The 26,999-nt window shown below is 68.7% G+C and carries 21 protein-coding genes; 12 read left to right on the top strand and 9 right to left on the bottom strand.

The annotated features are described in order from the left end of the window. Positions 1 to 94: 94 nt before the first annotated feature. Complete coding sequence (gene def, locus ACIQ7D_RS07915; protein ID WP_403934824.1) at positions 95 to 757, top strand: peptide deformylase; 663 nt, start codon at positions 95 to 97, stop codon at positions 755 to 757. Between the two features lie 173 nt (positions 758 to 930). Beyond that, the gene (locus ACIQ7D_RS07910; protein ID WP_403934822.1) at positions 931 to 1,944 is read left to right on the top strand and encodes an NADPH:quinone reductase; all 1,014 of its coding nucleotides are present in this window, start codon (positions 931 to 933) and stop codon (positions 1,942 to 1,944) included. A gap of 33 nt (positions 1,945 to 1,977) precedes the next feature. Here the strand turns inward: ACIQ7D_RS07910 and ACIQ7D_RS07905 are convergent, their stop codons facing one another. Beyond that, positions 1,978 to 2,628: a TetR/AcrR family transcriptional regulator gene (locus ACIQ7D_RS07905; protein WP_403934820.1), complete on the bottom strand. Its 651-nt coding sequence runs from the start codon at positions 2,626 to 2,628 to the stop codon at positions 1,978 to 1,980. A 50-nt stretch (positions 2,629 to 2,678) separates the two neighbouring features. Between ACIQ7D_RS07905 and ACIQ7D_RS07900 the strand changes: the two genes are divergently transcribed. Beyond that, on the top strand, positions 2,679 to 3,587 hold the full coding sequence (locus ACIQ7D_RS07900) for an SDR family NAD(P)-dependent oxidoreductase (RefSeq protein ID WP_403934818.1): 909 nt from the start codon (positions 2,679 to 2,681) through the stop codon (positions 3,585 to 3,587). A gap of 557 nt (positions 3,588 to 4,144) precedes the next feature. Here ACIQ7D_RS07900 and dnaB read toward each other — a convergent pair. Further along, the gene (gene dnaB / locus ACIQ7D_RS07895; protein ID WP_403934815.1) at positions 4,145 to 5,626 is read right to left on the bottom strand and encodes a replicative DNA helicase; all 1,482 of its coding nucleotides are present in this window, start codon (positions 5,624 to 5,626) and stop codon (positions 4,145 to 4,147) included. Positions 5,627 to 6,048: 422 nt separating this feature from the next. On the opposite strand from dnaB, the gene ACIQ7D_RS07890 reads away from it, so the two are divergent. Beyond that, positions 6,049 to 7,386 carry an MATE family efflux transporter gene (locus tag ACIQ7D_RS07890; protein WP_403934812.1) on the top strand — a complete coding sequence of 446 codons (1,338 nt, stop codon included), beginning with the start codon at positions 6,049 to 6,051 and terminating at the stop codon, positions 7,384 to 7,386. Between the two features lie 175 nt (positions 7,387 to 7,561). Here ACIQ7D_RS07890 and rplI read toward each other — a convergent pair whose 3' ends face one another. From rplI to rpsF, 4 genes are all read right to left on the bottom strand, one after another. Then, a complete protein-coding gene (gene rplI, locus ACIQ7D_RS07885; RefSeq protein ID WP_384994226.1) occupies positions 7,562 to 8,008 on the bottom strand; it encodes a 50S ribosomal protein L9 in 447 nt (148 codons plus the stop codon). Positions 8,009 to 8,026: 18 nt separating this feature from the next. Next, a complete protein-coding gene (gene rpsR, locus ACIQ7D_RS07880) occupies positions 8,027 to 8,263 on the bottom strand; it encodes a 30S ribosomal protein S18 (RefSeq protein ID WP_003967857.1) in 237 nt (78 codons plus the stop codon). 44 nt (positions 8,264 to 8,307) lie between these two features. Further along, a complete protein-coding gene (locus ACIQ7D_RS07875) occupies positions 8,308 to 8,901 on the bottom strand; it encodes a single-stranded DNA-binding protein (protein WP_403934809.1) in 594 nt (197 codons plus the stop codon). 73 nt (positions 8,902 to 8,974) lie between these two features. After that, on the bottom strand, positions 8,975 to 9,265 hold the full coding sequence (gene rpsF, locus ACIQ7D_RS07870) for a 30S ribosomal protein S6 (protein WP_006604399.1): 291 nt from the start codon (positions 9,263 to 9,265) through the stop codon (positions 8,975 to 8,977). Positions 9,266 to 9,536: 271 nt separating this feature from the next. Between rpsF and ACIQ7D_RS07865 the strand changes: the two genes are divergently transcribed. From ACIQ7D_RS07865 to ACIQ7D_RS07855, 3 genes are all read left to right on the top strand, one after another. Next, positions 9,537 to 9,851, top strand: a complete 315-nt coding sequence (locus tag ACIQ7D_RS07865) for a hypothetical protein (RefSeq protein ID WP_403934806.1) — start codon at positions 9,537 to 9,539, stop codon at positions 9,849 to 9,851. A 189-nt stretch (positions 9,852 to 10,040) separates the two neighbouring features. Beyond that, positions 10,041 to 11,159: a lipid II:glycine glycyltransferase FemX gene (locus ACIQ7D_RS07860; protein WP_403934804.1), complete on the top strand. Its 1,119-nt coding sequence runs from the start codon at positions 10,041 to 10,043 to the stop codon at positions 11,157 to 11,159. A 146-nt stretch (positions 11,160 to 11,305) separates the two neighbouring features. Further along, the gene (locus tag ACIQ7D_RS07855) at positions 11,306 to 12,337 is read left to right on the top strand and encodes an alanine racemase (protein ID WP_329822829.1); all 1,032 of its coding nucleotides are present in this window, start codon (positions 11,306 to 11,308) and stop codon (positions 12,335 to 12,337) included. A gap of 167 nt (positions 12,338 to 12,504) precedes the next feature. Here the strand turns inward: ACIQ7D_RS07855 and ACIQ7D_RS07850 are convergent, their stop codons facing one another. Both ACIQ7D_RS07850 and ACIQ7D_RS07845 read right to left on the bottom strand, forming a co-directional pair. Next, a complete protein-coding gene (locus ACIQ7D_RS07850; protein WP_403934801.1) occupies positions 12,505 to 14,025 on the bottom strand; it encodes a glycosyltransferase family 87 protein in 1,521 nt (506 codons plus the stop codon). Between the two features lie 198 nt (positions 14,026 to 14,223). Continuing rightward, on the bottom strand, positions 14,224 to 16,899 hold the full coding sequence (locus ACIQ7D_RS07845; RefSeq protein ID WP_403934798.1) for a transglycosylase domain-containing protein: 2,676 nt from the start codon (positions 16,897 to 16,899) through the stop codon (positions 14,224 to 14,226). Between the two features lie 380 nt (positions 16,900 to 17,279). Between ACIQ7D_RS07845 and ACIQ7D_RS07840 the strand changes: the two genes are divergently transcribed. The 3 genes from ACIQ7D_RS07840 (at position 17,280) to ACIQ7D_RS07830 (ending at position 20,554) form a co-directional block, all read left to right on the top strand. Next, positions 17,280 to 17,990 (top strand): helix-turn-helix transcriptional regulator, encoded by a 711-nt coding sequence (locus tag ACIQ7D_RS07840; protein WP_403934795.1) that lies wholly within the window; start codon positions 17,280 to 17,282, stop codon positions 17,988 to 17,990. Positions 17,991 to 18,051: 61 nt separating this feature from the next. Next, positions 18,052 to 19,134: an inositol-3-phosphate synthase gene (locus tag ACIQ7D_RS07835; RefSeq protein WP_403934792.1), complete on the top strand. Its 1,083-nt coding sequence runs from the start codon at positions 18,052 to 18,054 to the stop codon at positions 19,132 to 19,134. 157 nt (positions 19,135 to 19,291) lie between these two features. Next, positions 19,292 to 20,554, top strand: coding sequence for an MFS transporter (locus tag ACIQ7D_RS07830; protein WP_403934789.1), 1,263 nt, complete (start codon positions 19,292 to 19,294; stop codon positions 20,552 to 20,554). Between the two features lie 65 nt (positions 20,555 to 20,619). Here the strand turns inward: ACIQ7D_RS07830 and ACIQ7D_RS07825 are convergent, their stop codons facing one another. Continuing rightward, positions 20,620 to 22,086, bottom strand: coding sequence for a CCA tRNA nucleotidyltransferase (locus tag ACIQ7D_RS07825; protein ID WP_403934786.1), 1,467 nt, complete (start codon positions 22,084 to 22,086; stop codon positions 20,620 to 20,622). Positions 22,087 to 22,295: 209 nt separating this feature from the next. Between ACIQ7D_RS07825 and ACIQ7D_RS07820 the strand changes: the two genes are divergently transcribed. Both ACIQ7D_RS07820 and murJ read left to right on the top strand, forming a co-directional pair. After that, entirely contained in the window at positions 22,296 to 24,770 is a 2,475-nt protein-coding gene (locus ACIQ7D_RS07820) for a DUF6049 family protein (protein ID WP_403934784.1), read from the top strand. A 45-nt stretch (positions 24,771 to 24,815) separates the two neighbouring features. Continuing rightward, complete coding sequence (gene murJ / locus ACIQ7D_RS07815; RefSeq protein ID WP_403934781.1) at positions 24,816 to 26,957, top strand: murein biosynthesis integral membrane protein MurJ; 2,142 nt, start codon at positions 24,816 to 24,818, stop codon at positions 26,955 to 26,957. Positions 26,958 to 26,999: the final 42 nt, after the last annotated feature.

Below are 26,999 nucleotides of genomic sequence, written 5' to 3'. Positions count from 1 at the left end.
AAAGGACTTGGCAAGCGGTCCTCGCGGGGAGAGCACCGGGCCGCGGCGGCGCCCGCAGCACCCGTGGCGCCCGGAAGCAGAAGCGGAGACAGCGATGTCCGTTCACAACGAACCATCCCGGCCCGTCGACCGACGCGTCCGCGTACAGGGCCGCCCCGTCGACTCCTGGCCTGTCCGGTCACCGGAGGCGGAACGGGGCACGGTGCGCCGGATCACGGTGGTCGGCGAGGAGATCCTCGGCCGCCCGTGCCGGGAGGTGACCGAGTTCGGCTCCCCCGCGCTGTCGGCACTGATCGACGACATGTTCGTGACGATGTACGTGGCCGAGGGCGCCGGTCTGGCCGCCAACCAGGTCGACGTCGACCTCCGGCTGTTCGTCTACGACTGCCCCGACGACCACGGGGTCCGGCATGTCGGCCACGTCGTCAACCCGGTTCTGGAACTTCCTCCTCCGCACAGCCGGCGCCTCCTGGACGACCTCGAAGGCTGCCTGTCCGTGCCCGGCGCCACCATGGGGCTTCCCCGCACCGACCGCGCCGTCGTCCACGGCTTCGACCAGAACGGCAGCCCCCTCGTCATTGAAGGAACGGGCTACTTCGCACGCTGCCTGGAGCACGAAAGCGACCACCTCCTCGGCCACACGTATCTCGACCGGCTGTCCGCCCGGGACCGCAAGGACGCGCTGCGCACGATGGCGGACCGCCGTGCGGACGTCTTCGCCCGACGCGCCGACAGGGCCGCCGAACTGGGCCGATAGGACACCGCCGCAGCACGACCCCGGACACGACACCCCGCCTCACCCGCTCGCGGACCCCGCTCGGAATTTCTTCTCCGCGGGGGAAGTTCCGCAGGGGTGCCCCACTCAGGACGGCGTGTCTTCCCGGACGCCGCCCCACCCTCCCCCAGGGGCGAGCGAAAGACAGGTGAACGATGAAGTCCGTCGTCCGGACGGCCGCCGGCGGCCCCGAAGTCCTCCAACTCGTCGAACGTCCCGTGCCCGAACCCGGCCCGGGCGAGGTACGTGTTCGCGTGTTCGTCTCCGGCGTCAACCCCACCGACTGGCGCAGCCGCAGACGAGCGCTGCCGCCGGGCATGGACGAGCAGGTGCCCCACCAGGACGGCGCCGGAGTCATCGACGCCGTCGGCCCACAGGTCGACCCGGCGCGCATCGGACAGCGGGTGTGGCTCTGGGAAGCCGCGTGGGAACGCCCCTGGGGAACCGCACAGCAGTACACGCTCGTCCGCGACGATCACGCCGTGGCCCTCCCCGACCACGCCCCGTTCGAACTCGGCGCCGCCCTGGGCATCCCCGCCCTCACCGCCCACCGCGCGCTGACCGTCCACGACGGCGGACCGGGGCGGATCGCCCCCGGCACCCTGCGCGACACGACCGTGCTCGTGGCAGGCGGTGCCGGCGCCGTCGGCAACGCGGCCGTCCAGCTCGCCCGCTGGGCCGGAGCACGGGTGGTGACCACGGTCAGCGGCCCCGCCAAGGCCGCCCTGGCCCGCGCGGCCGGCGCCCATCACGTGGTCGACTACCGCACGCAGGACGCGACGGCGGAGATCCTGGCGTGCGCGCCCGAGGGCGTCGACATCGTCGTGGAGGTCGCACCGGGCGCCAACGCCGCCCTCGACATCGCCGTCACCGCGCCCGGAGCCGTGGTGGCCTACTACTCGGGCGGCGAGAACGAGCACCTGTCCGTCCCCGTGCTCTCCTCGCTGCGGGCGAACCTGCGCTGGCAGAGCGTCTTTGTCTACACCGTCCCACCCACGGCGAAGCGGCAGGCGGTCACCGATGTCACGGCAGCCGTCGGCGCGGGCGCCCTGCGCGTGGGCGAAGAGGCCGGACTGCCGCTGCACCGCTACCCGCTGGAACGTGCCGCCGATGCCCACGCCGCACTCGAACAGGGCCTGGTCGGAAAGGCCCTGCTCGACCTCCCGTGACCGTACGGCCGCCTCGACGGGCCGTGGGCGAAGCTACGCCGCCTCACCGGCGCCGGCGACCATGCGGACGAGGGTGTCGATGAGTTCGTCGGCGGTGGAGCGCAACGCGTCCGTGTCCAAGTGGCCACTGAGCTCCATGTCCGTGATGCCGTGGGCGCTGGTGAGCAGGAGGGCTCCGTAACGCCGTGTGTCCCGCTCCCCGACGAGACCGGTGACGACGGCCAGAAACTCCTCGTGGAAGCGTCCGGCCGCGCGGATACGGTCCGCGGCCGGATCGTCCACCGGTCCGCAGAGCTGGCGCCGGACGCGGTCGAGTCCTTCACCGAGTTCCTCCGGGCGGTGTCCTGAGCGCCGGAACAGCATCTGGTACAGGTGCGGTTGGTCCCGGCCGACGCCGATGAGGGTGCGAAGAGCGCCGCGCACCTTGGCGGAGGCCGACAGCGCCGGGTCGGTCCGCAGGGCGTGGATCCGATCGGCGATCCGCTGCCAGCTCTCGGTCGCGACGGTGGTCAGCAGGCTGTCCTTGCCCGTGAAGTGCCGGTACGGCGCTCCCCGGCTCACGCCTGCCCGCGCGCCCACCTCGCGCAGGGTGACCGCTTCCGGGCCACCGAGGTCGAGCAGTTCGGCGGCGGCGTCGAGCAGAGCGCGGCGGGTGAGGGCGGCGGACTCCGCACGGGTGACCATGACACCATCATACAGTTGACAGCGTCATCTGAATCGGTACCGTAATCAAGGTGACAACGTCATCTGAAACTCGGAAACTGATCGTCGTAACCGGAGCCTCCACCGGCATGGGCGCGTCAACCGCCCGCCAACTGGCCCGCCACGGATTCCACGTCCTGGCCGGCGTACGACGCGACCGTGACGCCGACGCCATCCGATCCACCGGCGTCGAACCGGTCATCCTCGACATCACGGACACGGAACACGTGGAAGCACTCGCCGCGCGGATCGCCGACGACCCACGCCCCCTGCACGCGCTCGTCAACAACGCCGGCGTCCAGGTCAACGCCCCGGTCGAGGCCCTGCCGATGGCGCAATGGCGACAGGTCTTCGAGGTCAATCTGTTCGGCCACATCGCCGTCACCCAAGCACTCCTCCCCGCGCTGCTGCGCGACAAGGGCCGCGTGATCAACATCAGCTCGATCGGCGGCAAGTACGCCATGGCCACCTACGGCGCGTACGCCGGCGCCAAATTCGCCCTAGAAGCGGTCAGCGACTCCCTCCGCCGCGAGGTCGCATCACTGGGCGTCCAGGTGGTCGTCGTCGAGCCCGGCGGCGTCCGCACCGAGATCGCCGCCCGCGGCATCACCACGGCGAACGACCTCGCCGCCCGGATGACACCGGAACAGAACGAGCGCTACGGCAGCCTGGTCCAGGCGAACAACCAGTTGATGGCCACGGGCACCGCATCAGGCCTGACCGCCGACGCCGCCGCCCGCGTCATCGTGAAAGCCGTGACAACCCGCAGACCACGCACCCGCTACACCGCCGGACGCGACGCCGCCCTGATCATGCGCCTGGGCCCGATGCTGTCCGACCGCATGCTCGACCGCATCCTCGCCGCCAACCTGCGCCGCCACCACCCGAAGAACGCCACCGCCACCGCGCCCCGGGACGAACGCGTGGTACACACCCGATGACCGACCCCGGCACGAGGTCCGAGAACCCCGCCCACCTGTAGGTTCTCACCTTCGCTGTCAGGCACCGATGCTGTGACGTGGGACCCCGCTCGCTGTCTCGGAGCGTGTCACTCAGTGGCAGTCCCAACGGCGTGTCATTTCCCAGGCCGGAGTTCGTTGTTTTCTACGGGTTCTCTAGAACCAGTCCAGCGACTGGCCGTGCGAGCCGGCGAAGGCCATCGGCTGTTCATCCAGGGCCAGAGCGAACACCGCTCGGTCCGGCGGTGCAGAGCGCGGAAGTTGGGCCTCAACGGTCGGCAAGATGTGGGGTCCCTCGTTCGTGATCCTGGGCGGCGTGCTGAACGGGATGCTGTCCGTCGCGTACCCCCAACCCACGGATGATGGCCCGTACGGCCAAGGGTGTCAGCGGAACTTCAACGCGCGGTACGAGCCGGAATCCCCTCACCCGAAAGAGTGGACGCCCCGACCGGCGAGTCTCACATCGACGGCATAAGCGCCATCAATGTGCCATCGGAGATGAGATTGTGCCGCGAAACCTGAGACCCTGCACACCCGCGTCAGGTCTGCGCCATGTCCACAAAACGCGAGTAGTGCCCCTGGAACGCCACCGTGATCGTCGCCGTCGGACCGTTACGGTGCTTCGCCACGATGAGGTCCGCCTCGCCCGCGCGCGGTGACTCCTTCTCGTACGCGTCCTCGCGGTGCAGCAGGATCACCATGTCCGCGTCCTGCTCGATCGATCCCGACTCACGCAGGTCGGAGACCATCGGCTTCTTGTCCGTACGCTGCTCAGGACCACGGTTGAGCTGTGACAGCGCGATCACCGGCAGCTCCAGCTCCTTCGCCAGCAGCTTCAGGTTTCGCGACATGTCCGAGACCTCCTGCTGACGGCTCTCCGCACGCTTCGAACCACCCGACTGCATGAGCTGCAGATAGTCGATGACCACCAGCCGGATGTCATTGCGCTGCTTGAGACGACGGCACTTTGCCCGGATCTCCATCATCGACAGGTTCGGCGAATCATCGATGTACAGCGGCGCCTGCGAGATGTCCGGCATCCGGCGGGCCAGCCGCGTCCAGTCCTCGTCCGTCATCGTGCCCGACCGCATGTGGTGCAGCGCCACCCGCGCCTCCGCCGACAGCAGTCGCATCGCGATCTCGTTCCGCCCCATCTCCAGGGAGAAGATCACGCTCGGCAGATTGTTCTTGATGGACGCCGCACGCGCGAAGTCCAGCGCCAGCGTGGACTTACCCATGGCAGGACGGGCCGCGATGACGATCATCTGGCCGGGGTGCAGACCGTTCGTGAGCGAGTCGAAATCCGTGAAACCGGTCGGCACACCGGTCATCTCGCCGCTGCGCGAACCGATCGCCTCGATCTCGTCGAGCGCGCCCTCCATGATGTCGCCCAGCGGCAGATAGTCCTCGCTCGTCCGCTGCTCCGTGACGGCGTAGATTTCGGCCTGCGCGGAGTTGACGATCTCGTCGACGTCCCCGTCGGCGGCGTACCCCATCTGTGTGATCTTCGTACCCGCTTCCACGAGCCGGCGCAGCACCGCCCGCTCGTGCACGATCTCCGCGTAGTACGACGCGTTCGCCGCCGTGGGCACCGACTGGACGAGGGTGTGCAGATACGAGGCCCCGCCGACCCGGCCGATCTCACCGCGCTTGACCAGCTCGGCCGCCACCGTGATCGGGTCGGCCGGCTCGCCCTTGGCGTAGAGGTCGAGAATCGCCTGGAAGACCGTCTCGTGGGCCGGACGGTAGAAGTCATGGCCCTTGATGATCTCCACGACATCGGCGATCGCGTCCTTCGACAGCAGCATGCCGCCGAGCACCGACTGCTCCGCGTCGAGATCCTGCGGAGGTACCCGCTCGAACCCGCCGGAGCCGCCGTCCCAGGGCCCGCTCTCGCTGCCCCGCTCGTGCTGCTCCTCACGGCCGCCCCGGCCCTCGCCACGGCGCTGCCGGGAGACAGGCAGACGGTCACTGGGACCGGTATCGGTCCAGGGGTCGTCCAACGGCTCGGGAATGCTCACCGGCCACCTCCTCATGTCCGCCCAGCGGACCTCGCCGTGCCACTCTTTGTACGGCACGACACTGACAAAACGAGAGGCCTGACTCCGGTTCCGGCGCGTCGGACGCCGGTCCACGGTAGGCCCGCCGGCGACGTCAGCCAATCTTGTTATCCACAGGCCATGTGGATGAGAGACCAGATGCTGTGGAGAACCTGGGCGAACCTGTGCACGGACCAGGGGACAGCGCTGTGGACAAAGTCATAGCACCCTTCCTGAACCGCCTTTGACCAGGCCTTTTTCCATCCACCGGCTGTGGGGGAGAAAAACTTTCCCGACTGGGCCAAGATCAGCAGAACCGGCGCACAACCGATCCTTCACCGGAGCCAAAAGTAAGGATCACAAGACCATTGCATCACTTACCTGTGGAAGATTAGGTTGAGCGCATGACACAGGCCCACTCGGCATCCAGGACAGGACGGCGACGGCACGATCGCGAGATCGTCGCACTCGCCGTTCCGGCCTTCGGCGCCCTCGTGGCCGAGCCGCTCTTCGTGATGTTCGACAGCGCGATCGTCGGCCATCTCGGCACCCCGCAACTCGCCGGACTGGGTATCGCGGCGGCCCTGCTGACCACCGCCGTCTCCGTCTTCGTCTTTCTCGCGTACGCCACCACCGCGGCCGTCGCCCGGCGGGTCGGCTCGGGCGATCTCCCGGCCGCCATCCGCCAGGGCATGGACGGCATCTGGCTGGCCCTGCTGCTCGGCGCCGTCGTCATCGCGGTGGCCCTGCCCACCGCGCCGTGGCTCATCAGCCTCTTCGGCGCCTCGGACACCGCCGCTCCGTACGCCATCACCTATCTGCGGATCTCCAGCCTCGGCATCCCGGCCATGCTGGTGGTGCTGGCCGCCACCGGCGTATTGCGCGGGCTCCAGGACACGCGTACGCCGCTGTACGTCGCCATCGGCGGGTTCGGCGCCAACGCGGCGCTCAATGTCTCCCTCGTGTACGGCGCCGGTCTGGGCATCGCCGGCTCCGCCTGGGGCACGGTGATCGCCCAGTGCGCCATGGCCGCCGCCTATCTGATCGTCGTCGTACGAGGAGCGCGTCTCCACGGCGCGTCGCTGCGGCCCGACGCGGCGGGGATACGGGCCAGCGCACAGGCCGGTGCGCCCCTGCTGGTCCGTACGCTCTCGCTGCGGGCGGTTCTGATGATCGCCACGGCGGTCGCGGCGCGGCTGGGGGACGCGGACATCGCCGCGCATCAGATCCTGCTGTCGCTGTGGAGTCTGATGGCTTTCGCGCTCGACGCGATCGCCATCGCGGGGCAGGCCATCATCGGCCGCTATCTCGGGGCGGGGGACGCCAAGGGGGCCCGGGAGGTGTGCCGGCGCATGGTGCAGTGGGGGATCGCGTCGGGTGTGCTGCTGGGGGCGCTGATCGTGGTCGCGCGCCCGTTGTTCATCCCGCTGTTCACGGGGGACTCGGCCGTACGGGAGACGCTGTTGCCGGCGCTGCTGGTGGTGGCGGTGACGCAGCCGTTCGCGGGGATCGTGTTCGTGCTGGACGGAGTGCTGATGGGCGCGGGGGATGGCCCGTATCTCGCCGGAGCGATGCTGGTGACGCTGCTGATCTTCGCGCCGGTCGCTCTGCTGGTACCGGTTCTCGGGGGCGGGCTGACGGCTCTCTGGTGGGCGATGGGGCTGATGATGGCGGTGCGGATGCTGACGCTATGGCTGCGGACCCGTTCGGGTCGGTGGCTGGTCACCGGCGCGACGCGCTGACGCACAGCCAAGCGACTCCAGGGTTGTCGTTTCACGTGAAACACCCGGTGTGCCCGTTTCACGTGAAACATGGCGCGGGGCCTGACCATGGAGAGGCCGGACCGTGGAGAGAAAGAAGAGGGCCGTACCCGGTGGGATACGGCCCTCTTCCTGCTTGCTCTGCCGAGCATGTCGCTTAGGCGGCGACGACCTCGATGCCGAGCTTCGCGGCGACCTCGGGGTGCAGACGCACGGACACCTGGTGCGAGCCCAGGGTCTTGATCGGCGAACCGAGCTCGATCCGGCGCTTGTCGACCTCCGGGCCACCGGCGGACTTGATCGCCGAGGCGAGGTCGGCCGGGGTGACGGAGCCGAAGAGGCGGCCGGCGTCGCCGGAGCGAACCGCCAGACGCACCTTCACGCCTTCGAGGCGGGCCTTGATCTCGTTGGCCTGCTCGATGGTGGCGATCTCGTGGATCTTGCGGGCGCGGCGGATCTGCGCCACGTCCTTCTCGCCGCCCTTGGTCCAGCGGATCGCGAAACCGCGCGGGACCAGGTAGTTGCGAGCGTAGCCGTCCTTGACGTCGACGACGTCGCCGGCGGCGCCGAGGCCGGAGACCTCGTGAGTGAGGATGATCTTCATGATTCGGTCACCCTCCCTTTATCGCGCGGTGGACGTGTAGGGCAGCAGCGCCATCTCACGGCTGTTCTTGACGGCCGTGGCGACGTCACGCTGGTGCTGCGTGCAGTTGCCGGTGACGCGGCGGGCACGGATCTTGCCGCGGTCGGAAATGAACTTCCGCAGCATGTTCGTGTCCTTGTAGTCCACGTACTGGGTCTTGTCCTTGCAGAATGCGCAGACCTTCTTCTTAGGCTTGCGCACAGGCGGCTTCGCCATGGTGTTTCTCCTGTGTGATCAAGAAGTGGGGTACGAGCCCGCCCTTAGAAGGGCGGCTCGTCCGAGTAGCCGCTGCCGGAGCTTCCGCCCCAGCCGCCTCCGTTGCCCCCGCCGCTCTGCGGCTGCTGCTGGCCGCCGGCCGGCGCGCTGGTCGCCCACGGGTCGTCGGCGGGTGCACCGCCGCCGCCCTGCTGGCCACCACCACCGGGGCCGCCGCCCCAGTTTCCGCCGCCGCCCTGCTGGCCGCCGCCGTAGCCGCCCTGGCCACCGCGACCGGTGGTCTTGGTGACCTTGGCCGTGGCGTTCTTCAGGCTGGGGCCGACTTCCTCGACATCCAGCTCGTAGACCGTGCGCTTGACGCCCTCGCGGTCCTCGTAGGACCGCTGCTTCAGCCGGCCCTGCACGACGACGCGCATGCCTCGCTGGAGCGACTCGGCGACGTTCTCCGCCGCCTGCCGCCAGACCGAGCAGGTGAGGAACAGGCTTTCGCCGTCCTTCCACTCATTGGTCTGCCGGTCGAAGGTGCGGGGAGTGGACGCGACGCGGAACTTCGCGACCGCCGCACCGGACGGGGTGAAGCGCAGCTCGGGGTCGTCGACGAGATTGCCGACGACCGTGATGACGGTCTCGCCTGCCATGGGTGAACCTCTCGGCGGGGATTGCTTCTGGCTGCTTGCTGCTACTCGGGCCCGTTGACGCTGAGCTGGTGGCTCAGTGGGTCTCGGGGCGGAGGACCTTGGTCCGGAGGACCGACTCGTTCAGGTTCATCTGTCGGTCGAGCTCCTTGACGACCGCAGGCTCGGCCTGGAGGTCGATGACCGAGTAGATGCCCTCGGGCTTCTTCTTGATCTCGTAAGAGAGACGACGACGGCCCCAGGTGTCGACCTTCTCGACCTTTCCGTTGCCCTCACGGACGACGGAGAGGAAGTTCTCGATCAGCGGGGAGACAGCGCGCTCCTCGAGATCGGGGTCGAGGATGACCATCACCTCGTAGTGACGCATGTGGAACCCACCTCCTTTGGACTCAGCGGCCACGGTCGTTCCGTGGCAGGAGGGTCGTGATGCGTGAGCAACGGTATCGGCCGCCACTGACAATCCGGCTCGTCGGACGAGGGGATCGTGTTCTGGCCAGGGCAGACACCGGTGCAGACCGTACAGACTACCCGCACGGTGGCTTCCTGTTGAAATCCTGCTGCCTGCGGGCGCAATCTGTACACATCGGGTGTGCGCGGCGCTACGATGCGCCGCCTCCGGCAAGGCCAGGAGGTGCCAGATGGCACAGGCAATGCGACCGAACCCCTCCACGTCTCTTTTCTCGACGGACGGGAAGTCCCATCCGCTTCAGGACACGCTGATGGTGGTGACGCTGGCGCTGGGGCTTCTCGCCTTGGTCACGGCGTTCTTCCACCCGTTGCATCTGATCAGTTCGTGGGCGGGGCTGGTGGGGATCCTGACGGGTGCGTACGGGCAGTTCGTCTCCGTGACGACACGCGAACGGTTCCTGATCATCATCGGGCTGGGCGCCTCGGCGGTCGGCTTCTTCCTCGGTATGGCGCACGGCGGTCTGTTCGGCGGGGTGATCGGTTAGGGTCGCGCGTTCGGATCCGGTGTGGTCCGAACGGGCGGCGCCGGGGCCTGTGCCCGTGGGTCGGGCCCCGGGGCATCTCCGTCGGCTCGGCCGACGGCCAGACGGGGCGCTCCATCGGCGCAGTAGGCTTCGGCGCGAGAGCCGGAGCCCCTGTATCGATGGGGACACACCTGCCGAGGAGCGCCCCGTATGAGTCTGACCCTGAGGACCATCAGCCGTGAGCAGCATCTGGCGTATATCCAGAGTCTGCCCGCGGCGAGTCATTGCCAGGTCCCGGCGTGGGCTGATGTGAAGACGGAGTGGCGCTCCGAGAACCTGGGCTGGTTCGACAAGAACGGTGAACTGGTCGGTGCGGGGCTGGTGCTGTACCGGCAGTTGCCGAAGATCAAGCGGTATCTGGCGTATCTGCCCGAGGGTCCGGTGCTCAATTGGTATGCGCCGAATCTGGACGAGTGGCTTCAGCCGATGCTGGCGCATCTGAAGCATCAGGGTGCTTTCTCGGTGAAGATGGGCCCTCCGGTGGTGATCCGGCGATGGAACGCGACGGCGATCAAGTCGGGTATTCAGGATCCTGATGTGAAGCGGCTGCGTGATGTGGAGGCGTCGCACATCGAGCCGCGTGCTTTCGAGGTGTCGGACCGGCTGCGCAAGATGGGGTGGCAGCAGGGGGAGGACGGGGGCGCGGGTTTCGGTGACGTCCAGCCGCGTTACGTATTCCAGGTGCCTTTGGCCAATCGTTCGCTGGATGATGTGCTGAAGGGCTTCAATCAGCTTTGGCGGCGCAATATCAAGAAGGCCGAGAAGGCCGGCGTCGATGTGGTGCAGGGGGGGTACGGGGATCTCGCGGAGTGGCAGCGGTTGTACGAGATCACGGCGGAGCGGGATCATTTCCGGCCGCGGCCGTTGTCGTACTTCGAGCGTATGTGGAGTGTGCTGAACGCCGAGGACCCGAATCGGATGCGGTTGTATTTCGCGCGTCATGAGGGTGAGAACGTGGCGGCGGCGACGATGCTGATCGTCGGTGGTCATGTCTGGTATTCGTACGGTGCTTCGGCGAATCACAAGCGTGAGGTACGGCCTTCGAACGCGATGCAGTGGCGGATGCTGCGGGACGCGTACGCGATGGGTGCGACGGTGTACGACCTGCGGGGTATCTCCGATTCCCTCGACGAGACCGATCACCTTTTCGGTCTCATTCAGTTCAAGGTGGGTACGGGTGGCGAGGCCGTCGAATACATCGGCGAGTGGGATTTCCCGCTGAACAAGCTGCTCCACAAGGCGCTCGACATGTACATGTCGCGCCGCTGACCGATTGACGCGCCGCCGGAGGTTTCCGGCGGCGGCGCGGGGCGGATCCTTCTGGTAGGGCCGTCCCGATCCGCACGACGATTCATCTTCTTGTACACCGCAGCACTCTGATACACCGCAGCCGAGAGAAAGGTTCCGGACCGGCAATGGCGCTCTCCCTCTACGTCGACACCGCGCGCTGGCGGGCGCACCAGAAGTCGGTCATCGAGCAGTTCCCGGGGCTTGTCCCGGTCTGCAAGGGAAATGGCTACGGCTTCAGTCACGAACGGCTCTCCGACGAGACCACGCGTTTCGGTTCCGACACGCTGGCTGTGGGCACGATCTACGAGGCCGCACGCATAAAGGACTGGTTCAGCGGCGATCTGCTGGTACTCACCCCGTTCCGGCGCGGGGAGGAGCCGGTGCCGCTGCCGGACCGGGTGGTGCGCTCGGTCTCGTCCGTCGACGGCGTGTACGCCCTGGTGGGCGCCCGTGTGGTCATCGAGTGCATGAGCTCGATGAAGCGGCACGGGGTGAAGGAGGAGGAGCTGGGCCAGCTCCACGCCGCCATAGAGGACGTACGGCTGGAGGGCTTCGCCCTGCACCTTCCGCTGGACCGTACGGACGGTTCCGACGCGGTCGAGGAAGTCATCGCGTGGATGGACCGGCTGCGCGCGGCGCGGCTTCCGCTGCACACGATGTTCGTGAGCCATCTCGCCGCCTCCGAGCTGGCGCGGCTCCAGCAGCAGTTCCCGCAGACACGGTTCCGGGCACGGATCGGCACACGGCTGTGGCTGGGTGACCACGAGGCGACCGAGTACCGGGGGTCGGTGCTGGACGTCACGCGGGTCGCCAAGGGCGACCGGTTCGGTTACCGGCAGCAGAAGGCCGCGTCCGACGGCTGGCTGGTGGTCGTGGCGGGGGGGACATCGCACGGGGTGGGCCTGGAGGCCCCGAAGGCGCTGCACGGGGTGATGCCACGGGCGAAGGGGGTCGCGCGCGCGGGTCTGGCGACGGTGAACAGGAATCTGTCGCCGTTCGTCTGGGACGGGAAGCAGCGCTGGTTCGCGGAGCCGCCGCACATGCAGGTGTCGATCCTGTTCGTTCCGTCGGACGCGCAGGAGCCGAGGGTCGGGGATGAGCTGGTGGCGCATCTGCGCCATACGACGACACAGTTCGACCGGCTCGTGGACCGCTGAGACACCGCCTCACCGGCGCGCTCCCATCGCACGGGCGCCGCCACTCCCGTACACGCTTGAAGGCTCCCCACCGCGTCCGCACGCGAGGGGGAGCCTTCAGCCGTTTTCCGAGGTGTTCGGGCGACGTCGGTGGCCGGTCGGCGTCGCTGTTCGACCGGAGCCGGTGGTCAGCCGAAGTCGGGTGATCGTTCCTGGGCGGGTGGCAGGCTCTTGCGGACGCCCCATTCGAGCCTGACGCCGCCGAAGTGGGTGGCGGGCGTACCGGCGGGCTCCGGTGCGCTCCTGCCGAGCACGAAGCGGTCCTCCGCCCCGTCCAGGACGCCGCCGGAGGGGTCGTCCGTGCCGTCTGTACGGACGCCGTCCCGTTCGGGCAGGAGTATGTCCCGTACGACCAGGGCGCACAGGTAGAGCGTGCCGAGCAGGTGCAGGGTGATGGCGAGCTGGTAGCCCTCGGTGGGCAGGCCCTTGTGGGCGTCGCCGCTGGTCGTGTACGCGAGGTACATCCAGATGCCGAGGTAGTACATGACCTCGCACGCCTGCCAGACGAGGAAGTCGCGCCAGCGGGGGCGGGCCAGGGCGGCGAGCGGGATGAGCCAGAGGACGTACTGCGGCGAGTAGACCTTGTTGGTGAGGATGAACGCGGCGACGACCAGGAAGGCGAGCTGCGCGAAGCGCGGCCGGCGGGGTGCGGTCAGGGCGAGGGCGCCGATGCCCGCGCAGGCCAGCACCATGAGGATCATGGCGTACGTATTGACGGTGCTGACGTCGATGGAGCGGCCGGTGCGCTGGGTGATGATCAGCCAGAAGGAGCCGAAGTCGATCTGCCGCTCCTGGCTGAAGGTGTAGAACTTCTTCCACCCCTCGGGGGCGAGCAGCATCACGGGCAGGTTCACCGCCAGCCAGGAGGCGGCGGCTCCCAGGAGGGCCGTGCCGTACGCGCGGTAGCGGCCGGCGCGCCAGCACAGGACGAGCAGGGGCCCCAGCAGGAGCGCGGGGTAGAGCTTGGCGGCGGTGGCGAGCCCGATCAGGATGCCGAACGCGAGGGCGCGGCCGCGGGACCACATCAGCATGGCGGCGGCGGTGAGGGCGACAGCCAGCAGGTCCCAGTTGATGGTGGCGGTGAGGGCGAGAGCGGGCGCCAGGGCGACCAGGAGGGCGTCCCAGGGGCGACGGCGGTGGGTGCGGGCGACGCAGACGGCGATGACGGCGGCGCAGATCATGAGCATGCCCGCGTTGACCATCCAGTACATCTGCTCGCGGTACTGGAGGGAGCCGCCGGGGGTGAGCCAGGAGGCGACCTCCATGAAGAGGCCGGTCAGGACGGGGTACTCCAGGTACTGCATGTCGCCGCTGAGCCGGTCGAAGTACGGCACGAGGTTGTCGGCGAAGCCGCGCCCGATGAAGAGGTGCGGGATGTCCGAGTAGCAGGCGTGGGTGTACTGGGAGCTGGCCCCGCGGAACCAGGCCCAGTTGTAGCAGGGCATCTTCTGCACCATGCCGAGTGCGAACATGCCGATCGCCACCAGTGCGACGACGCGTACGGGGGAGAGCCGGCCGCTGCCCGGCCAGGCCCAGCGCCCGGCGGGTCCGCCGATCAGCTCGCTGCCGGCCGCGGCGATCTCGTCCCGCCGGGTGGGCGCGACGTCCGGCGGGTCCTGGTGCACGGTTTTCTCTTCTGCGCTCGGCATGGCGTCCATCCTGCCGTATGCCGCTGTGGACGGGGCGGGGCTGTGGACAAGGGCGAGGGCCGCCGCACCGCCCCGTACGGTGTCCGTACGGGGCGGGTGCGACGGCCCTCGCGGGTGGAGCTGCGGCCTCTCGGCCTGGGCGGGCGGCCGGTGCGGCGGCCTGCGGCGGCTTCGGGTGCCGGAGAGGTCTCCGGCGTGTCAGCCGAAGATGCCTCCGCCTCCCCCGTCGTCGGTTTCCTCATCGGACGGACTTGGCGAGGTGCTCGCCCCGCCGTCGCCGCCCCCGCCGGGTCCGCCGTTGCTGTTGCCCTGGTTGCCGTTGCCCTGGTTGCTGTTGCCCTGGTTGGCGCAGCCGAAGATGTTGTTGCAGGTCTCCTCGGAGCTGGAGGGGCTCTGCGTCGGCGTGTCCTCGCTCTCGCTCTCGGACGGGGTCGCGGACGGGCTGTCCGAATCGGTCGGCGACGGGCTGTCACTCAACGTCGGGGACGGGGAGTCGGCGCCGCCTCCGTAGACCGCCTCGCCGATGGGCTCGGGCTTGGGGAACTTCTCGACGGGCTTCCCCTTGAGCGCCTGCGACATGTAGTCCTGCCAGATGTCGGCCGGGAACGAGGCGCCGTGGATCTTCTTCTGGCCACCGGTGCCGAACATCTTCTCGAACTGACGCTTCGTGTTCTTCGCGTCGTCGTCCATCCGGTACATGTCGATGGCCGTGGAGAGCTGCGGGGTGTAGCCCACGAACCAGGCCGACTTGTTGCCGTCGGTGGTACCGGTCTTGCCGGCGACATCACGGCCGGGGAGCTGGGCGCTGCTTCCCGTACCGCCGTCCTTCACGACGTCCGTCAGCACATCGGTGACGTTGTCCGCGACATTGGAGGGGAAGGCAGCCGTCGCCGTCGCCTTGTGCTGGTAGATGACCTCGCCGCCCTTCAGCACCTTGTCGACGGAGTACGGGTCGCGCTGCTTGCCGCTGGCGGCGAAGGTGGCGTAGGAGCTGGCCATCCGGATGGCGCTCGGGTCGGAGATACCGAGCGAGAACGAGGGAACGTTGGACTTGCTGAGAGAACCGGGGAGCAGACCGGCATTGATGGCCGCCTGGCGCACCTGGTCGATCCCGACGTCCATGCCGAGTTGGACGAAGGGCGAGTTGGCCGACCGCTTCATGGCCTTACGCAGGTTGATGTCGCCGAAGTCCTCGCCGCCGTCGTTGGTCTGGAGCCACTCCTTGCCCTCTTCGTTGGTCCAGATCGAACCGTCGTACTGCTTGATCTTCAGCTTGTCGTCGCCGTTGTAGATGGCCTTGTCGGGCGAGACCGGGGTGCGCTGCTCGTCGCTCTGCTGCGGGGGGAGATTCGGGTCGCGCTTGCCGTGTTCCATGGCCGCGGCGAGGACGAACGGCTTGAAGGTCGATCCGACCTGGGCACCGGTCTGGTCGGCGTTGTTGGTGAAGTGCTTGGTGGCGTCCTCACCACCGTAGATCGCGACGATCTTCCCGCTGGACGGCTCGACCGAGGCGCCGCCGAACTGGACGTGTGTGTCGGTCTCCGGACGCTCCTCGGGATCGATATTGGCGTCGTAGATCTTCTTGACCGACTTCTCCAGCATGCCGACCTTCTTCTTGTTGAAGGTCGTGTGGATCTCGTAGCCGCCCGCGGTGAGGTCGTCGGCCGTGATGCCCCGGTCGTTGTTGTTGACGAAGTTCGCCTTGGCGAGGTCGACGAGGTACCCGACCTGTCCGCCGAGGTCACCGGACTTCTTCGGCGGGTCCGGCATCGGGAACTCGGTGTACTCGGCGCGCTTGCCCGCGTCGAGGAGCTTGTCCTCCACCATTCCGTCGAGGATCGACTTCCAGCGGATCTCGGCCCGCCGCTTGTTGGCCTCGGGGGTGGCGTTCGGGTTGAGCTCGGGGGCACCGGCCGGGTCGTAGAGGGTCGCACCCTTGAGCAGCGAGGCGAGGAAGGCGCACTCGCTCGCGTCGAGGTCCTTGGCGTCCTTGCCATAGTACGTACGGGCCGCGGCCTGGATGCCCCAGGAGTTGCGTCCGTAGTATGACGTGTTGAGGTACCCCTCCATGATCTCGCTCTTGTCCATGTCCGTGCCGACCCGCATGGAGATGAAGAGTTCCTTGAACTTACGGCTGAAGGTCTGGCTCTGGTCACCCAGACGGGCGTTCTTGACGTACTGCTGGGTGATGGTGGAGCCACCCTGGGTGTCGCCGCCCATCGCCATGTTGAACACGGCGCGGCCCATGCCCTTGAAGTCGACGCCGGGGTCGTCCCAGAAGGTCTTGTTCTCGGCCGAGACGACCGCGTTCTGCATGGCCTTGGGGATCTCGGTGATGTTGATGATCTGCCGGTTGACCGCGCCGTCGGCGGCGGCCATCTGGCTGCCGTCGTCCCAGTAGTAGACGTTCTTCTGGGCCTCCGACGCCTTCTGGACGTCGGGGACCTCGACCATGGCGTACGCGATGGTCCCGGCGGCCAGGATGGATCCGACGAAGGCGACACCGAGCCCGGTGGTCTGCTTCCAGGAAGGCACCCAGCGGCGCCAGCCGTACTTGTTGTACCGCGGGTAGTCGATGAACCGCTTCTTGCGCGGTTCATCGTCCCCGGCTCCGCCGCCTCCGCGCCGGCCGCCGCCTCCGCCGGGGCCCGAGCCACCGCCGTCGGCCCCACGTCGGCGTCCACCGCGCTGGGCCGCGCGTCTGGCCTCGGCACGCCCGCCGTAGACGGGCTCCTCCTCGTACCCCTCGGCATGGGAGACCGCGGTCTCGCGTGACGGGGCTGCACGGCGACCGGACGGCTGCTGGGCCGCACGCCTGGACGCGGCACGGCCGCCACCTGGTGGCTGCGGCGTTTTGCGACGGTGCTCGCTCATCGAACGACTACTCCTCGGGCAGGCGCGTACGCCTGGAAGCGGCAGTTGGGTTCCGGTCCCCCGAAATGAATACGGACCGGCCCGGCATAGGGCTCATCCGACATGCATCCGATGAACCGACAGTCTTGACGTTCCTGGACGTCGCTGGGTTCCCGGTGGTCTGCATGCCGCACAGACTACGCACGGTCAAAACCCTCCGAGAGCTGAAGTTCACCCTAAATCAGGCAAGTTGCATCATGAGAATCGGGGATGTGACGCCGTTCACTAAAGCCACCCTTGTCCCCATCGCCTCTCCGATCTATCGTCTGGATGTATCGTGTCGATACATCGTTTCGGCATAAGCGTCCGGGACGGCGTCCCGGACCGTGGAGGAGGCGAGGGTGAGCAGACGCTCGGGCATTCTTGAGTTCGCCGTCCTCGGCCTGCTCCGCGAGTCCCCCATGCACGGCTATGAGCTGCGGAAACGGCTCAACACCTCGCTGGGGATCTTCCGCGCCTTCAGTTACGGAACGCTCTATCCCTGCCTCAAGACGCTGGTTGCCAACGGCTGGTTGATCGAGGAACCGGGCAGCGCCCCGGAGGACGCGCTCGCCGCCTCCCTCGCGGGGCGCCGGGCCAAGATCGTTTATCGGCTGACGGCCGACGGCAAGGAGCACTTCGAGGAACTGCTGTCGCACACCGGCCCCGACGCCTGGGAGGACGAGCACTTCGCTGCTCGGTTCGCCTTCTTCGGGCAGACGGAGCGCGATGTGCGCATGCGGGTGCTGGAGGGCCGCCGGAGCAGGCTGGAGGAGCGTCTGGAGAAGATGCGCGCCTCTCTGGCCCGTACCCGCGAGCGGCTCGACGACTACACGCTTGAGCTGCAGCGTCACGGCATGGAGTCCGTGGAGCGCGAGGTGCGCTGGCTGAACGAGCTGATCGAGAGTGAGCGGGTAGGGCGGGATCAGATGCGGTCCGGCCCCGAGGAACCCGCCGCGCAGGAAGCCGGAGAAGCGGACGGCCTGCCCCGGCACCGGGACGCCGCATCTCCCGGGGGTACGCCCCCGGGACGTCCAGGACCGCCGGATCCGTCCGCGGACCCCACCAAGTGAGGCCTTGCACCTCCGCAGGGTTTCATCACGAACCACTGAGATCACACAGGGAGCAACCGCAATGGGTTCGGTTCGCGTAGCCATCGTCGGTGTGGGCAACTGCGCCGCCTCGCTGGTGCAGGGTGTCGAGTACTACAAGGACGCCGACCCGGCGGGCAAGGTACCGGGTCTGATGCACGTCCAGTTCGGCGATTACCACGTACGGGACATCGAGTTCGTGGCCGCGTTCGACGTGGACGCGAAGAAGGTCGGCCTCGACCTCTCGGACGCCATCGGTGCCAGCGAGAACAACACCATCAAGATCTGTGACGTGCCCTCCGCGGGCGTCACGGTCCAGCGCGGCCACACGCTCGACGGCCTGGGCAAGTACTACCGCCAGACGATCGAGGAGTCCCCCGAGGCCCCCGCGGACATCGTCCAGACCCTCAGGGACAAGCAGGTCGACGTCCTGGTCTGCTACCTGCCCGTGGGCTCCGACGACGCCGCGAAGTACTACGCGCAGTGCGCCATCGACGCCAAGGTCGCCTTCGTCAACGCCCTCCCGGTCTTTATCGCCGGCACGAAGGAGTGGGCGGACAAGTTCACCGAGGCCGGTGTCCCGATCGTCGGTGACGACATCAAGTCGCAGGTCGGCGCCACGATCACGCACCGCGTCATGGCGAAGCTCTTCGAGGACCGGGGCGTCGTCCTGGACCGCACGATGCAGCTCAACGTCGGCGGCAACATGGACTTCAAGAACATGCTGGAGCGCGAGCGCCTGGAGTCCAAGAAGATCTCCAAGACGCAGGCCGTCACCTCCCAGATCCCCGACCGCGACTTGGGCGCCGACAACGTGCACATCGGCCCGTCGGACTACGTGGCCTGGCTCGACGACCGCAAGTGGGCCTATGTCCGCCTTGAGGGCCGCGCCTTCGGCGACGTCCCGCTGAACCTGGAGTACAAGCTGGAGGTCTGGGACTCCCCGAACTCCGCGGGCGTCATCATCGACGCCGTGCGCGCCGCGAAGATCGCCCAGGACCGCGGCATCGGCGGCCCGATCCTCTCCGCGTCGTCGTACTTCATGAAGTCCCCGCCCGTGCAGTACTTCGACGACCAGGCGCGTGAGAACGTCGAGAAGTTCATCGCCGGCGAGGTCGAGCGCTAACACCCGCACCGGCCGCAGTAGTCACGGCGGTTGCGGCAGTCAGGGCAGTTGCGGTGGTGGCGCTCTGCGCGGCGGGCCGTACGAGAAGGGGCACCGGGCCATCAGGTCCGGTGCCCCTCTCACGTACGCCGCCGGTCCGTATGTGACGCTGACCCACATGCCTGTCGTACGGGATCTGCGCGTACTCCTGCGTCTCAGGGACTTCCGCCGACTGTTCGCGGTCCGGCTGCTCTCCCAGGCCGCCGACGGTGTCTTCCAGGTCGCGCTCGCCGCGTACGTCGTCTTCTCCCCCGAGAAACAGACCTCGCCCGCCGCCATCGCCTCCGCGATGGCCGTACTGCTGCTTCCCTACTCCCTGGTCGGCCCGTTCGCCGGGGTTCTTCTCGACCGCTGGCAGCGCCGCCAGGTCTTTCTGTACGGGAACCTGCTGCGCGCGCTGCTCGCCGGGTGCACGGCCATCCTGATCCTGGTGTCCGTGCCCGACGTGCTCTTCTACGCCTCGGCGCTCTCCGTGACCGCAGTCAACCGGTTCGTGCTCGCCGGGCTCTCGGCCGCGCTGCCCCGGGTCGTCGACGACGAGCGCCTTGTCCTGGCGAACTCGCTCTCCCCCACCGCCGGTACCCTCGCCGCGACCGCCGGCGGCGGACTCGCCCTCGTCGTGCGGCTGACCGCGTCCGACTCGGACGCCGCCGTGATGCTGCTGGGCGCCGTCCTCTACATCTCCTCGGCGCTCACCTCACTGCTGCTGGCGCGCGAACTACTCGGACCCGAGCACGCGCCCGTACGGCCCCGGCTGGGCGCCTCACTCGCCTCCACCGCGCACGGGCTCGCCGACGGACTGCGCCATCTCGCCGAGCGGCGCGCGGCGGCGGGCGTGCTGGCCGCCATGACGGTGATGCGCTTCTGCTACGGAGCGCTGACGGTGATGGTGCTGATGCTCTGCCGCTACGCGTGGACGGACCGGGAGTCCGACGGACTGGCGCTGCTCGGGCTCGCCCTCGGAATCTCCGGGGCGGGGTTCTTCGCGGCGGCGCTCCTCACCCCGTGGGCGGCGGGCCGGTTCGGGGCGCGCGGATGGATGGCGCTCTGCGCCACGGCGGCGGCTCTGCTCGAACCGGCGCTCGGGCTGCCGTTCGCACCCGTACCGCTGATGGTCGCCGCGTTCCTTCTCGGCCTGATCACCCAGGGAGCGAAGATCGCGACCGACACCGTGGTGCAGACGACGGTGGACGACGACTTCCGCGGCCGGGTCTTCTCCCTCTACGACGTTCTGTTCAATGTCGCCTTCGTGGGCGCCGCCGGGGTGGCCGCGCTGATGCTGCCGCCGGACGGCCGGTCCGCGCCGCTGGTGGTGATGGTGGCGTTTCTCTACGCGGCCGTCGCGGCCGGGCTGACGCGCGGGAGGCGGTGTTTCACGTGAAACACCGCCTCCTGGGGATCGCGCCCGGGTCATGTTTCACGTGAAACATGACCCGGGCGCCGCAATCAGTTCTGCGCCGCCCACCACTCCTTGAGGGCGGAGACGGCCGCGTCCTGCTCCATGGGGCCGTTCTCCAGCCGCAGCTCCAGCAGGAAGGTGTATGCAGCGCCGATCACCGGCCCGGGGCCGACCCCCAGGATCTCCATGATCTGGTTGCCGTCCAGGTCCGGCCGGATCGCATCGAGTTGCTCCTGCTCCTGAAGCTGGGCGATGCGCTCCTCCAGCCCGTCGTAGGCGCGGGAGAGCGCGGTCGCCTTGCGCTTGTTCCGGGTGGTGCAGTCCGATCGGGTCAGCTTGTGGAGCCGGCTCAGCAGCGGGCCCGCGTCGCGTACGTACCGCCGGACCGCCGAGTCGGTCCATTCACCCGTCCCGTAGCCGTGGAAGCGCAGATGCAGCTCGACCAGGCGGGAGACGTCCTTCACCATCTCGTTGGAGTACTTGAGCGCGGTCATCCTCTTCTTGGTCATCTTCGCGCCCACCATCTCGTGGTGGTGGAAGGAGACCCGGCCGTCCTTCTCGAACCGCCGGGTGCGGGGCTTGCCGATGTCATGCAGGAGCGCGGCCAGCCGCAGCACCAGGTCCGGTCCGTCCTCCTCCAGATCGATGGCCTGCTCCAGAACGGTCAGCGAGTGCTCGTAAACGTCCTTGTGGCGGTGGTGCTCGTCGCTCTCCAGCCGCAGCGCCGGCAGCTCGGGCAGGATCCGGTCGGCGAGCCCGGTGTCGACGAGCAGCGCGAGCCCCTGGCGCGGGCGGGCGGCGAGGACCAGCTTGTTCAGCTCGTCCCGGACCCGCTCGGCGGAGACGATCTCGATCCGTGCGGACATGTCCTTCATGGCCGCGACGACATCCGGCGCCACCGCGAAGTCCAACTGCGCGGCGAACCGCGCGGCCCGCAGCATCCGCAGCGGATCGTCGGAGAAGGACGCCTGCGGGGTGCCGGGCGTGCGCAGCACCTGGGCCGCGAGGTCCTCCAGCCCGCCATGCGGATCGATGAACTCCTTCTGCGGGAGGGCCACGGCCATCGCGTTGACCGTGAAGTCCCGGCGGACGAGGTCCTCCTCGATGGAGTCGCCGTAGGACACCTCGGGTTTGCGTGACGTACGGTCGTAGGCTTCCGAGCGGTACGTGGTGACCTCGATCTGGAAACGCTGGTCCACGTCGCCGACCCGGGCGTCCTTCTGGCAGCCGACCGTCCCGAAGGCGATCCCCACCTCCCACACCGCGTCCGCCCAGGGCCGCACGATCCTCAGGACGTCCTCGGGGCGGGCATCGGTGGTGAAGTCCAGGTCGTTGCCGAGCCTGCCCAGCAGGGCGTCCCTGACCGAGCCTCCGACCAGCGCGAGACCGAAACCGGCTTCCTGGAAACGGCGGGCGAGATCGTCGGCGACGGGGGACACCCGCAGCAGTTCGCTGACCGCGCGGTGCTGCACCTGGCTGAGTGCACTGGGGTTGTCTTCATTGGCTTTCGGCACAACAGAAAAGGGTACGTGCCGTGACTCGTCCGGTCGTCCCCGTTTCGGACTCCCCCCCGCCGATTCACGGGTTTCCGGCAGTGCATGAGATTCTTCCGATCATGTGGAGCAGTCCCCAGCACTTCGCCACAGCGCACATCGTTACCATGCGTGGACGCAGCAACCGACAACCACCAACGGCAGCAGACGATGACGGGACGGGCGAGCGCGTGGCCGAGGCGGCAGACTTCCAGGGGACGGGCCATTGCGCTGCCCGCCGATGGCTGCGGCGCACAGCCTCCGTTCTCGCCGGGGTACCGCTCATGGCGAGTCTGCTGGCCGGTACGGCGGCTCCCGCGGCCCATGCCGCGACCGAGGCTCCAGGTGCCACCGGGAGCCGTACTGTCCGTGTGGCGCTCGACACACTCGCGCCCAGCGCCCCGGTGAAGGGCGACACGCTCACCATCTCGGGGACCGTGACCAACGAGGGCAAGGGCACCGTCAACAACGCGCAGGTGGATCTGCGAGTCGGGCCGCGGACGGCCGGCCGGACCGCCATCGACGACGCCGCGGCGCGCTCCGGTGTCTCGGGTGACGTGGCCCCGATCGGCGGACCGTACAAGGTCGTCCTGCCGAAGCTCCCGGCCGGGATCCCGCAGGACTTCGCCCTGTCCGTACCGGTCGGCAAGCTGGGACTGGACGAGGACGGGGTGTACCAGCTCGGCGTCTCGGTGACGGGGAAGACCTCGGCTGCCCCGTACGACCAGGTGCTGGGGGTCCAGCGCACCTTCCTGCCCTGGCAGCCCGACGGGACGGACAAGAAGACACAGGTCACCGCCTTGTGGCCGCTGATCTCGGCCACGCATCTCTCCGCCGAGACCGGGCCGGACGATCAGCAGACACCGGTCTTCGAGAACGACGACCTGGCCGAGGAGCTGGCGCCCGGCGGACGGCTGGAGCAACTGGTCTCCCTGGGCAGCCAGTCCCCGGTGACCTGGGTGATCGACCCCGATCTGATCGCCACCGCCGACGCCATGACCAGGAACTACAGCGTCAGAAGCGGCGACACGACAGTGCCGGGCCGTAACCAGGCCGTGGCGATCAAGTGGCTCGACTCGCTGGAGAAGGCCGTCAAGGACGGCAAGGTCGTCGCGCTGCCGTTCGCCGATCCGGACCTGGCCTCGCTCGCCCACCGCGGCAAGAGCGTCTCCGGCGCCCTCAGCCACCTCCAGCCGGCCACCGACGTGGCCGACGACACCGTGGAGACCGTCCTCCACGTCAAGCCGTCCGTGGACTTCGCCTGGCCGGTGGACGGCGCGATCGACCCGTCGATCATCGATGTGGCGACCTCGGCGGGCGCCCACAAGGTCATCACCCGCAGCGACAGTCTCCAGGACAACCTCGCGTACACCCCGAACGCCGCGCGGCCGATCGGCGGCGGCACCACGGCCGTCGTCGCGGACTACCGGCTCTCGACCGCCTTCGAGGGCGACATGTCGACGTCGAGCAGTTCCACCCTCGCCGTCCAGAGGTTCCTCGCCCAGTCGCTGGCTGTGACGCTCCAGGAGCCCGACAACGAGCGCAATGTCGTGGTCGCCCCGCAGCGGACGCCGACGGCGGCCCAGGCCCAGTCGATGGCGCGCGCGCTGCGTGCCCTGGAGTCCGAGCGCTGGACCGAGCCGACCGACCTGATGGCGGCCGCGGCGGTCGGCCCGGACGCGGACGCCACCACGAAGGTGCCCAGCGCCTCCCACTACCCGAAGAAGCTGCGCGCCCAGGAACTGCCGACCCAGACGTTCCTCGACATCAAGAAGACGCAGGACCGCTTCGACAAGTTCAAGGCCATCCTCACCTCGCCGGACCGGGTCGCCGCGCCCTTCGGCAACGCGATCAGCCGGGCGATGTCGGCGTCGTGGCGCGGCGACCCGGACGGCGCCGCGCAGTACCGGAACACGGTCGACACCTATCTGCAGAGCCTCACCGACGAGGTGCGGCTCATCCCCAAGTCCGTGCTCACCCTGTCGGGGCGCAGCGCCACGATCCCGGTGACCGTCCAGAACCAACTGCTCCAGGGCGTCCAGAACCTGGTGCTGCGACTGAAGTCGGACAACCCGACCCGGCTGAAGCTCGACGGTGATCTGGCCGTCGCGGAACGACCGATCAAGATCGACGGCGGGCACAGCCAGTCGGTGAAGTTCACCGGCGCGGGCAATGCCAACGGGCCCGTGCAGGTGACCGCGCAGCTCTACACGGTGGACGGCAAGCCGTACGGCGGTCCGATGACCTTCCAGGTGAAGGTCTCGGAGATCACGCCCACCGTGATGCTCGTCATCGCGGGCGGTGTGCTGCTGCTGGTCCTCGCCGGGGTGAAGATGTACAGCCAGCGCAAGCGGGCCGTGGCCCGTAAGGCGGGCGCCGGGCCCGTGGACGGCGGTGACGAGGGCGAGAGCGGCGACGACGGCCCTCACGGCGGCAACGGCGACGGCGACCGGGGCGGCCGGGAGGGTACGGACGCCACAGGACCGGACTCCACCGGGCCCGGCACGGCCGGCCCGGACGCTTCCGGGGCCACGCACGGCACGAAGAACACGGCCGGCTCGAAGGCCGTCGAGGACACAGATCCCGGGCAGCCGAGTGACCCGACACCGGACACCGGTCCGGAAAGCGCGGACGCGTCGGGCGCGGGTGAGAAAGTGGACCGTTGAGCGATGTCGTGGCCGGTCGGCCGGGGACGATGAGGTGGGGTAACCATGAACGCGCCGTACGACGGTGACCGTGGGCCGGGCACGGGCGGCGATCCGGCAGGCCAGGTCCCGCCGCCTCAGCCACCTGCCCAGGACCCGTATGTCCAGGACGCCTACGCGCAGGACCCCTACTGGGCGCAGGACCTGTCCGCGCAGGATCCGGTGACGGAGGCGCTGTACGACCGCGCCTCGCACCCTCCGCCGCCTCCCGGCACCTATCCGGACCGCCAGGACCTGTACCGGCAGCCGTACGCCCAGCAGCCCCCGCCCGATCCGCGGGTCTGGGCGCAGACCCCGCCGCCCGAGCCCTCGGGCCCTTCCCGTCTTCTGCCGTACGGGGACGACGCGCGGACCACCCAGTTCACGGGCGTGGACGACCTGGTCACCCGGGCCGCCGACGAGAGCCCCGCGCCGGACGCGTTCGCCCATCTCTACCGGGACCAGCAGGCCACGGCTCAGGCCGTGGCGGCGCCGGAGCCCGAGGCGGTTCCCGCGGCGGCGCCCGCGAAGAAGTCGGGCGGCAAGGCCGCCGGTCTGCTGAAGTCCAGCGCTCTGATGGCCGCGGGCACCCTGGTGTCCCGGCTCACCGGCTTCGTACGGAGCCTGGTGATCACCGCCGCGCTGGGCGCGGCGCTCCTCGGTGACTCCTTCACCGTCGCCTACACCCTGCCGACGATGATCTACATCCTCACCGTCGGCGGCGGCCTGAACTCCGTCTTCGTACCGCAGCTCGTGCGGGCGATGAAGAACGACGACGACGGTGGCGTCGCGTACGCCAACCGGCTGCTGACCCTGGTGATGGTCGCGCTCGGTGCGATCGTGGCGCTGGCCGTGTTCGCGGCGCCCGTACTGGTCCAGGCGATGTCGGACCCGATCGCCAGCGACGCCGCCGCCAACAACGTGGCCGTCACCTTCGCCCGCTACTGCCTGCCCACGATCTTCTTCATGGGTGTGCACGTGGTCATGGGCCAGATCCTCAACGCGCGCGGGAAGTTCGGCGCGATGATGTGGACCCCGGTCCTCAACAACATCGTCATGATCACCACGTTCGGCCTGTTCATCTGGGTGTACGGCACCGCCGCCGACTCCGGTATGACCGTGACGACGATTCCGCCGGACGGCGTACGGCTGCTGGGCATCGGTACGCTCCTCGGCCTCGTCGTCCAGGCGCTCGCGATGATCCCCTACCTCCGGGAGACCGGGTTCCGCTTCCGCCCCCGGTTCGACTGGAAGGGCCACGGGCTCGGCAAGACGGTCAAGCTCGCGAAGTGGACCGTCCTGTTCGTCCTCGCCAACCAGGCGGGTGTCCTGGTCGTCACCCAGCTCGCCACCGCCGCGGGCAAGGCGTCCGGCACGGACGGCGCGGGCATCCTCGCCTACAGCAACGCCCAGCTCATCTGGGGTATGCCGCAGGCCATCATCACCGTCTCGGTCATGGCCGCCCTGCTGCCCCGGATCTCCCGCGCGGCCAGTGACGGCGACCCGGGGGCGGTCCGCGACGACATCTCGCAGGGGCTGCGCAACTCCGCGGTCGCGATCGTCCCGATCGCCTTCGGGTTCCTCGCCCTCGGTGTCCCGCTCTCCGTCCTGATGTTCTCGTCCAGCGGCCTGGAATCGGCGCGGTCCATGGGCTTCATCCTGATGGCGTTCGCCCTCGGTCTCATCCCGTACTCCGTGCAGTACGTCGTCCTGCGCGGCTTCTACGCCTACGAGGACACCAGGACGCCCTTCTACAACACGGTGATCGTCGCCGCGGTCAACGCCGCGGCCTCCGCCCTCGCCTATGTCCTGCTGCCCCCGCGCTGGGCCGTGGTCGGTATGGCAGCGGCGTACGGGCTGGCCTACGCCGTCGGTGTCGGGGTGGCGTGGCGCCGGCTGAAGAAGCGGCTGGGCGGCGATCTGGACGGCGGACGCGTCCTGCGGACGTACGCGCGGCTCTGCCTGGCGTCCGTACCCGGCGCCCTCGCGGCCGGCGCGGTCGCCTACTTCGTACTGGAGGGTCTGGGCAGCACCGCCCTCGCCTCGATCGTCGCCCTGATCGGCGGCGGCATCGTGCTGCTGGGGCTCTTCTTCGTCGCGGCGAAGAAGATGCGGATCGAGGAGATGAACGCCATGGTCGGCATGGTGCGAGGCCGTCTCGGACGGTGACGCGGCACGGCCGGGTACAACCATCACCGGCTGCCGCGTGTC

This window comes from Streptomyces sp. NPDC096310, from assembly GCF_044763125.1.
Taxonomy (GTDB): Bacteria; Actinomycetota; Actinomycetes; order Streptomycetales; family Streptomycetaceae; genus Streptomyces.
The sequence above is the reverse complement of the archived record's forward strand: the minus strand, read 5'-3'. Positions and strand labels throughout refer to the sequence as shown.